Raw genomic sequence first — 7,946 nt, forward strand, 5'->3', positions numbered from 1 at the left:
GTAGTCGGCCCACGTACTTCGCTGAAGGCCGGAAGTTGGTGGCTTATGGTTCGTGACTGTTATGCGTAACAAGTTCCAATCCATGGGATGACGCTTGCAGGTGCAGGAATTGGAATGACCTTAACTTGCAAACACTTGCCGCGGCTCAGGGCTTGGTCTGCGACGACGTTGAACACTGCGCAAGAGGCGCTGAGTGCACCCCCAACTTTCGGGATTGGGCCAACGATGTCCCTACAAGCTGCGGTTGCGGCTCCAATCTTCTTCGTCTCTGATCGAGAAAATGAAACAGTGGTGACGCCGTACTTGGTGGAGATTCTGGGGTCAGCAATTACCGGGAATTGCGTTGCGGAGGTCGGTGTGATTGATTGGATGAGTTGATCCCCGGATACCCTAAAATGGGTAGCTACCTCTGATCCGCGGCGATCAACTGCCCAAGGCGCTGCAATGGTGGCAACCTCGATGACGGCTCCTTCTGGGGTCGTTTCGGTGACTGAAACCGTCCTATCGGCATTGATTTTCAGCCCTTTACCCACGAAGCTATAGGTTTGAGTAAGGTTGGTGGGGTCCTTGTGGACTGAAATCATCTGCGTTCCGCCGCTGATCTCGCGGGCGAAAACGTCAGTCCCCCTCCCTTCCAGTTTCGTGAATCCTCCGCTGGTAGGCGATGCGGTAGAGTCATTGATGCTAACACGAACTCGGCCTACTGCTGTATTGATGGAGTTTCCTGTGCTGCTGGGTGTTCCAGTGGTTGGTGAGTTGTCGACATTTCGGATGAGATTGGCGATTGTGTGATCCGCGGGGGCGTTGATGGTGTCGTCCTCGGCATTGGCAAAGCAGGGGGTTGTAGTTCCTGCGATGAGTACACCAAGCGCGATCGGGGCGAGCTTCCTGAGATACATCGCTATTCCTTCCATGTTGTAGCCAGGCCACGCCGCCTGACGTCTCTAAGTCTTGCTGCGGGGACTCTCGTGAGGCAAGAGCTGCCCGGGATCTTGCTCTGTCGGACCTGAGTTGGACCTTTTTAGTGCCCTGAGATCTTCTCGATGAACTTGGCGGTGTCGGCGTCGATTCTTGGGTCGGCGGTGATGGTCTGCCCAGCGATCTGGATGGTGACTTCACGCAGCGGCCGGAGCAGGCGGACGAGGCGTTTGATGCTCAGCCCGGTCGTGGTCTGGAGCCAGCGGGCGACAGCGAGCGCAGCGAACACGATGGTCAGGTGCGCCTCGATGGCCTCGGCCTGGTGGTGGAAGATCGGCCGGGCCCGCAGGTCGTGTTTGGACATCCGAAAGGACTGCTCGACGTGCCACAGGTCGTGGTAGCTGTCCACGACCTTCTGGGCCGGCATGGAGCTGGTGGGGATGTTGGTGACGTAGCCCTTCAGCCCGACAAGGCGTTTCGCCCGGGCCAACGCGTCTTCGTTCAACACGCTGGTGCCCTTGCTGGTGGTCACGAACCTCGGCGATCGTGCGGTCTTCTCACCCGCGATGACGGCTCGGGCCTTGTTCTCCTGCAAGGTGAGTGTGCGGCGGTCATGCAGGGCGCGGGTGTGGCTGTAGTGCCACACGGCCCGCCATGAATGCGGATACTCCTCCAGGCCCCAGACCGGTTCGACTCGCTTCTTGACGGGGTTGGCTGTCGTGGCGTGGGTGGTCTTGTCCCGTGGGGTGAGGGTATCGATCAGCTGCCCGTCGGTGAACGCGTCCCCGTGCCAGTGGAAGTGCTTTGCGAGGTCGCCGGGGGCCTTGATGGGGCGAGAGCCGACGATGAACCCCAGCCCGGCCTCGTGCAGGGCCTGCAGGTTGGCCACCGACAGCATCCCCGCGTCCGCGACGACCACCACATCGCCCAGCTGGTGACGGGCCTTGAAGCCCTGGATGGTGGGGATGATGGTCTGGGTTTCGGCTTTGTTTCCTTCCCAGGAGCCGATCTCCAGCGGGAACCCGTGCCGGTCGACCAGCAGCCCGACGATGATCTGCGGATCGACCCGGCGTTCCTTCGAATACCCGACCTTGCGCAACTCGTCTTCGCGTTCGGCCTCGAAGTACAGGGTGGTGACGTCGTAGAGCACGAGGGCCGCATCTCCATGCTGGGTGGCGTGCTGGTAACAGGCGGTGGCCAGCTGGTCGCGATAGGCCCGCTCGGCGATCCGGCGCAGACATCGCTTCATGGTGGAGCGGTGCACCGGATCGATACCCAACTCGGCCAGGACCCGGGCACTGTCGAGCATCGAGGTCGGCTCCACCAGACGAGCCACGACGAGCTGGAAGAAGGCCTCGTCCCGGATCTGGTCGAAGCCCAGCGCGGACCATGCCGTCTGGATCGCCTCGACCAGCACCGCTGATCGACTGCCCGTGACCACCGCTGGCTGCATGGCTGTAGGGCCGCCGAAGTCCAGCATCGCCTGGTCTGGAGCGGTCAGTTTCTCCCCGCCGGCGGTCATCAGCGCGGCCAGTTCGGCCTCGTCATGGGCCGAGCCGAGGTGCTCCACGATCCGGCGAACACCCGCAGTCTTCTCCACGATCTGCACCGCAGTCGCGCCCGAAGCAGTCTTCACCTTGCGCAGATACGGGCTCACACCCCGATCCTACCCAGCGATTAGTGCCCTGAAACCACCACACAAAACCCCATGACAAGAACATTCACCGCGTGAACCCGCCCAAATCACCCCAAGAGGTCCAAGTCAGGTCGGAATTTCGACGTTAACTCTAGGATTTCGAGTTCTCCCATGGCCTGTCGCTGATGATGCCGTGTCGCAAAAGGGTGTCCCTATGTCCCTCTTCAGGCGACGAAGAGCATGGGCGTGGACTGGTGGGGGCGGCCAGACCGTGGTGAACCTCTGATGGCCGGTTCCAGGCCAAGTGCTCGTGGGGTCGAATGGTGTTGAACTCGACGCGGTAGGCATCGGCTTCGCGGACCAGGTTGAGCGCGTCGTCGATCTGTTGGCGGTAGAGCCGGGGCCTTCACCTCGGATTGTGGACACGGTGGTGATTGATTACGCTGCGACTGCGAGCGTAGTGGCCCGGCGGGCCTCGTAAGTGTTCGGGGACAGGTAGCCGCATCAGGAATGGCGACGGCGGGTGTTCTAACGCGTGACCCGGCGAAAGACCTGACGGCGTCACAACTCGGGCCCAGCGAAGGCGGGGTTTCCGGCGAGGAGTTCGCGTTTGAGGGTGGCTTTGATCGACTCGGCCAGACTGTTGTCGGCGCTCGTCCCCACGGCCCCCATCGACTGGGCCACCCCGAGACCCTTGCAGAGCTTGGCGTACGCCTTCGACGTGTAGACCGACCCATGATCCGAGTGGAAGATCGCCCCCTGGAGACTGCCGCGCTCAACAGCAGCGGTTTTCAGGGCGTCTTCGACCAGTTCGGTGCGCATGTGGTCCGCGACCGCCCAGCCGGCCAGTTTCCGGGAGTAGCAGTCGATCACCATCGCCGGATAGAGGTTCCCGCTATCGGCCAGTGGCAGATAGGTGATGTCTCCGACGTAGCGCTGGTTTGGCTTCTCGGCGGTGAAGCCCCGCCGCAGCAGGTCACTGAACTTCTCATCAGCCGGTTCCGGAACGGTGGCGCGGACCCTGCGACGCAGCCGGATCCCCGCCAGCTGGTGGGCGCGCATCACCCGTGCGACGCGCTTATGGTTGATCCGGTCCTCAGGCTTGGCGCCGTGTTGAGTCCGACGCTCACCCTCGGTGCCCCCATAGGCAGGATCCTCACCAGTCTTCCGGTCCTGCACGGCGCGGATCCGTGCAGCCAGGAGAGCGTCGGCCTCGGCGCGCTGCTGACGGGCCGGGCCCGCCTTCTGCCAAGCGTAGAACGCCGAGCGGGACAACTCCAACACCTGGCACAACCGCTTCACCTCGTAGGTGGCCTGGTGGTCGCGACGAACCAGAAGCGATTCACCAGCTCGTCTCCCCGGCGAAATATTGCGCCGCCTTGCGCAGGATGTCGCGTTCGGTCTCCACCTCGGCCTTGTCCGCCCGCAACTGCGCGTTCTCCGCTTCCAGCTGGGCGACCCGAGCAGCAGGCGATTCACCCGCAGTGGGTGTAGCCGCGGCGGCCTCCTCACCAGAGCTCACACCGTTGCCCAAGTCCTTCACCCACAACGAGAGGGCCCCACGGGAGACTCCCAACTCCCCAGCGATCTGCTTCAACGTCGCGCCGGGTGTGGTCTCGTAGAAGTCAACGGCCTGCTGACGAAACTCCATCGAGTAGTGCTTCCTGGCCATGATCCTGATCATCTCGCTTCCTTCAGCCCATGCTGGATTCCACGTGTCCACAACCCGGGGTCAGGACCCTCGCTCGTACTTCAAGGACTGGAAGGCCCGATCTCGGACCCCGTTCTGCCCGGGAGTCCTGACGCGAGTCCCAACATGTCTGAGCTCCGGATGCGCGGTGATGATGTGCTCGAAACGGAACGACCTGAACGGTCCACCGTTGTCGGTGACCAGCGTGATCGGGAAGATCACACCGGTGGTGGGGTCGGTCAGGTGATCAACCAGGCTGCCGCCGCCGAGCATGGCTTCGGCCTCTGCGAGGGCGCGTTCGACGCCGGCGATCGCATCGTGCTGGTTCGCGGTCGGTGACCAGTGCCAGCCGAATTCGTACGTCGAGTAGTAGTCCGCGACCCCAGCGACCCGCCAGCTCCCGCCGCCTGTGGTCTCGTATTCGGAGAAGTCGAACTGCCAGACCTGGTTCAGCCCGGTGGGTGGCGCGGCGAAGTCGGCCTTGCGTTGCTCGGTTAACTCTCGGCGCTGCTTCTGGTAGTCAGCGTGGAGCAGGAGCCCTTCGTCGGCCGTGATCCGCAACACCATCGACGGCGAAACAAGGTGCCCGTCGTGTCGGACCATGGCCCAGATCTTGCGGTGCCCCAGGAGGGCGCTTGCTGGCCATCGCGACCACAGCGGCTCGGTGTTGGTCACGCGATGGGGCCGGCCACGGGCCCTTGACTGGTTTCCCGGAGCGGGCTCGTGTCTGCCAGCGTCGCCAGGGCCATTCGGGAATGTCGAGCAGCTCACAGAACCTCGCAGTCGAGATTCCCTCGTCGATCCGGATTACCTCGGGGTCTTCGACGAGCCCAGCCGACCCTCCGCGCTCTTCTTCCAGACCAGCAGCTCGACGGCCGCCCGGCGACCGACACCTCACCAGCCAGCACGCTCCGCACGATCCTGGTCATGGTCTCCGGACTGAACACCGGTGGTCGTCCCGTGGCCGATTCCTCCTGCTCTCAGACGCCGATCATGCCCTCATAACTGGCCTGCCAGAAAGCTTGACGCGGGACAGGCTGTCCTGCTTCGTGGGGTGGTTTGGGAGGTATGACACGCCGAGGGCCCCGGCTAACGCCGGAGCCCTCGGCGGTTTCGCAGCGGCGACGTTGCCGACTGGTGTCAGCGCTCGTCGATGACGACCGTCTTCATGATCTTGTCGGCGAAGGTCTGCTTCTTGGCGTCCCACAGCGGCCACAGGTAACCCAGGAGGCAGACGATCGTGTCGAGGATGTGGCAGATCTGTCGCAGCAGCGCCTTGCCCATGCCGATTGGCTGGCCGTCGGCCTCGCTGACTAGCTTGGTGCCCAGCAGTTGACGACCGATGGAGTGGCCGGTCTTGCCGTCGCGGTAGACCATGTTGTAGAGGAACCAGACCAAGCCCAGCACCATCAGGAGCCATCCGAGGGTCGGGTTGGTGCCAACCCGATCCGTCTGGGTCATCGGGTCGTACCCACCAACCATGGGGTCAGCGATCCGGTTCAGGATTGTGTAGGGAAGCCAGTCGATGACGTGGCTGCCGACGCGCTTGAACCATCCGGCGAGGTTGGCCGTGCGGCCTGCCGGCTGGCCATAGGCCGGGTAGGCCTGGCCATAGGGATCGGCCGCGGGCTGGCCGTAGGCATTGGCCGCGGGCTGGCCGTAGGGGTCGGCGGCAGGCTGGCCCAGGGAATCGGCCGGGGGATTCATCTCCGGCTGCCCCTGCTGCCAGGGGTTGTTGGGTGGGTTCGTCACGGTGCTCTCCGCTCGTCGGGTCCGGGGGTCCGGGGAAGTTCCAGGACTCTGTCGCAGATGATGCTAGGTGCTCGGCCGGTTCAATGGCGGCCAGTGGCGCGAGTCTGGTCAATCTTCAGTAGGGGAGGATGGTGGGCATGAGTCAGGACTGGGTGTCGCCGGTGGAGACTGATCGTGTCTTCGATGCCCGCGATGCCCTGCGACGTACCGCCGCACTGGGTGGCTTCTGCCTGGCCCAAGGCCTCCTGGTCGCGGTCTGGGGTCGCGGGTTGCCGTGTCCCCTGCGTGCCGCCACTGGTCTGCTGTGCCCGGTCTGTGGCGCCACCACCGCGGGGATCCACCTGCTGCACGGCGAATTCGGCCACGCCTGGGCGGCCAATCCGGTCGCCATCCTGGCGGGGCTGCTGCTGGCGGTCTGCGTGGCCGCCTGGACGGTCGAGGCGCTCGGTGGACCGGCGCCCAGGCCGCTGCGCCGGTGGGCTCCCATCACCCTCGACCGGGTGCTGCTGTGGTCCGCGGCACCCCTGCTTGTCTTCACCGTCGTCCGCAACCTGGGCTGATCCGTCCATCCCCGAACAGGCATGGATGGTGCTGGCGTGTCCAGTTTGATTCTGAGCGGGGGTGGACCTACGGTTGTCCATATCTAGTGGTTGCGGGTGGTTGAACAGCCCACAAGTTGTGGTTCAAGCGGCAACTTGTCCACACCGCGTCCACAAGTCCATCCACAGCCGACACATCCTGCATGCCCCCGGGCAGGGCTTCTGCCTGCCCCCACAGCGGCATGCCCCGACCCAGAACGGAGGCCTGGCCATGCACTGCCCCTTCTGCCGCAACGGCGATTCACGCGTGCTCGACTCTCGGGCCGCCGACGACGGCTGCAGCATCCGCAGGCGCCGCCAGTGCCCCGCCTGCGAGCGACGCTTCACCACGATCGAACAGGTCCAGCTCTCGGTGCTGAAGAAGTCCGGGGTCAGCGAGCCGTTCAACCGCGAGAAGGTGGTCAACGGCGTCCGCAAGGCCTGCAAGGGTCGCCCGGTCAGCGAGGCCGACCTTGCCCGCCTGGGCCAGCGCGTCGAGGAGACCCTGCGCGCCAGCGGGCAGGGCGAGATCCCCACCGACGAGGTGGGCGTGGCCATCCTCGAGCCGCTGCGCGAACTCGACCAGGTGGCCTACTTGCGCTTCGCCAGCGTCTACCAGCACTACCAGGGAGTCGAGGACTTCGAGGCCGAGATCGCGCGACTGCGCAGCTCCGGTCCGGTCTCCGACCCGGCCTGAGCACCACCCAAGAACCCCGCTGGCCGTCGCATCGGCCAGCCGTCACATGGAACAAAACCCCCAAGGAGAAGGAAGAGCATGACCGACACCAGCAGGACGGCGCGTCGCCAGCCGGCCACCAAGAAGGCCACCGGCCTGACCATCGAGCGCGTCTTCTCCACCGAGGGCACCCACCCCTATGACGAGGTGAGCTGGGAGAAGCGCGACGTCGTGCAGACCAACTGGAAGACCGGCGAGACCGTCTTCGAGCAGAACGGCGTCGAGTTCCCCGACTTCTGGAGCCTCAACGCCTCCACCATCGTCACCACCAAGTACTTCCGAGGCGCCCTGGGCACCGAGCAGCGCGAGACCGGCCTGAAGCAGCTCATCGACCGCGTCGTGAAGTCCTACTCCAAGGCCGGCCTGGACAACGGCTACTTCGCCACCGCGAAGGACGCCCAGGTCTTCGAGGAGGAGCTGTGCTGGATGCTGCTGCACCAGTACTTCAGCTTCAACTCGCCCGTCTGGTTCAACGTCGGCACCTCGAGCCCGCAGCAGGTCAGCGCCTGCTTCATCCTGAGCGTCGAGGACTCGATGGACTCCATCCTGAACTGGTACAAGGAGGAGGGCTTCATCTTCAAGGGCGGCTCCGGCGCCGGCCTCAACCTGTCCCGCATCCGTTCCAGCAAGGAGCTG

At 64.2% G+C, this 7,946-nt stretch carries 6 protein-coding genes and 2 pseudogenes; 3 read left to right on the plus strand and 5 right to left on the minus strand.

Annotated features, from left to right (window positions below; translation table 11 throughout):
* Positions 1–59: 59 nt before the first annotated feature.
* From ACHFFZ_RS02370 to ACHFFZ_RS02390, 5 genes and pseudogenes are all read right to left on the minus strand, one after another.
* Complete coding sequence (locus ACHFFZ_RS02370) at positions 60–899, minus strand: hypothetical protein (protein WP_394275063.1); 840 nt, start codon at positions 897–899, stop codon at positions 60–62.
* Positions 900–1,021: 122 nt separating this feature from the next.
* Entirely contained in the window at positions 1,022–2,575 is a 1,554-nt protein-coding gene (locus ACHFFZ_RS02375) for an IS1634 family transposase (RefSeq protein ID WP_394275064.1), read from the minus strand.
* Positions 2,576–2,992: 417 nt separating this feature from the next.
* A pseudogene (locus tag ACHFFZ_RS02380) lies at positions 2,993–4,226 on the minus strand (IS3 family transposase).
* Positions 4,227–4,286: 60 nt separating this feature from the next.
* A complete protein-coding gene (locus tag ACHFFZ_RS02385) occupies positions 4,287–4,919 on the minus strand; it encodes a hypothetical protein (protein ID WP_394275065.1) in 633 nt (210 codons plus the stop codon).
* 465 nt (positions 4,920–5,384) lie between these two features.
* Positions 5,385–5,996: an RDD family protein gene (locus ACHFFZ_RS02390; protein WP_394275066.1), complete on the minus strand. Its 612-nt coding sequence runs from the start codon at positions 5,994–5,996 to the stop codon at positions 5,385–5,387.
* Between the two features lie 137 nt (positions 5,997–6,133).
* Here ACHFFZ_RS02390 and ACHFFZ_RS02395 point away from each other — a divergent pair, with 137 nt between their 5' ends.
* The 3 genes and pseudogenes from ACHFFZ_RS02395 to ACHFFZ_RS02405 all read left to right on the plus strand — a co-directional run.
* Positions 6,134–6,556: a DUF2752 domain-containing protein gene (locus ACHFFZ_RS02395; RefSeq protein ID WP_394275067.1), complete on the plus strand. Its 423-nt coding sequence runs from the start codon at positions 6,134–6,136 to the stop codon at positions 6,554–6,556.
* 250 nt (positions 6,557–6,806) lie between these two features.
* Positions 6,807–7,271, plus strand: a complete 465-nt coding sequence (gene nrdR, locus ACHFFZ_RS02400) for a transcriptional regulator NrdR (RefSeq protein ID WP_394275068.1) — start codon at positions 6,807–6,809, stop codon at positions 7,269–7,271.
* 78 nt (positions 7,272–7,349) lie between these two features.
* Positions 7,350–7,946 (plus strand): annotated as a pseudogene (locus ACHFFZ_RS02405) (vitamin B12-dependent ribonucleotide reductase); the annotation flags it as partial.

Origin of the sequence: Luteococcus sp. (assembly GCF_043424415.1) — a bacterium.
In the GTDB taxonomy this organism is placed as follows: domain Bacteria; phylum Actinomycetota; class Actinomycetes; order Propionibacteriales; family Propionibacteriaceae; genus Luteococcus.

Excerpts from the sequence above, each read along its gene's own strand:
- ACHFFZ_RS02370 (WP_394275063.1), bottom strand. The coding sequence starts at position 899 with ATGTATCTCAGGAAGCTCGCCCCGATCGCGCTTGGTGTACTCATCGCA.
- ACHFFZ_RS02395 (WP_394275067.1), top strand. The coding sequence starts at position 6,134 with ATGAGTCAGGACTGGGTGTCGCCGGTGGAGACTGATCGTGTCTTCGAT.
- nrdR (WP_394275068.1), top strand. The coding sequence starts at position 6,807 with ATGCACTGCCCCTTCTGCCGCAACGGCGATTCACGCGTGCTCGACTCT.